The organism is Halorubrum sp. SS7, assembly GCF_005435055.1.
Taxonomy (GTDB): Archaea; Halobacteriota; Halobacteria; order Halobacteriales; family Haloferacaceae; genus Halorubrum; species Halorubrum salinarum.
Genome location: NZ_SGXV01000206.1, coordinates 1 through 685 on the forward strand (window position 1 = coordinate 1; position 685 = coordinate 685).

The window sequence follows — 685 nt, forward strand, 5'->3', positions numbered from 1 at the left end:
GTGTTCGCGGACGACACCCAGTAGCCTCCCGACCTCGATTTTTCATGCTACTGGTCGCTAGAGCTGGCCGCTTAGTCGGCTTCGCACGATGTCTCCATGCGTTACACACCAATATGAACGAGCAGCGCTCACCGAGTTTGAAATGCCTCGGTACGGCTCCGTTGAAATTCTCAACAAGTGATCTGTTCTCGGTGTCCTGCTGAATACAGCGCGCATGTGTCTCAATCTCACATGGCGTGTAACTGAACAGCAATAATGGCTATTAGAACTGATATGTGGATCGAAATGTATACTTCCGGAACAGGCCGTTGTATTGGTATGAGTGGCAGTCAGGTCGCCTGCGCCGGAGTGAGCGATGGACGGTAGCCGTGACCGCGGCGTTACGACCGTCGTTGCCACGATTCTCATGGTCGCCATCGTGGTGATACTCGCTGCTACCATCGGCGTCGTCGTTCTTGACTTCGAGAGCGAGCTCCCAGAGCCCCAAGAGCTGCGCGGGTTCGGCGACGCGGAGGTGACGCTCGGGCCCGAACACCGATCGTGGGGCGGGTGGAACAATGGTAACAGCAATCCCCCCCGCGGAGACATTGACGTCGTTCGAGTGCCCTACGTCGCAGGGCCGACCTTCCAAGGCGACGAGATCGGTTCGATACTGGTCAGCTGGGAGGGTAGCGACGGCGAGGGC

The 685-nt window shown here is 58.0% G+C and carries 1 protein-coding gene; it reads left to right on the plus strand.

Annotation, left to right across the window (positions count from 1 at the left end; genetic code table 11):
* Positions 1-355 precede the first annotated feature (355 nt).
* The coding region (locus EXE44_RS17655) for an archaellin/type IV pilin N-terminal domain-containing protein (protein ID WP_137718025.1) at positions 356-685 on the plus strand (330 nt) is incomplete at its 3' end.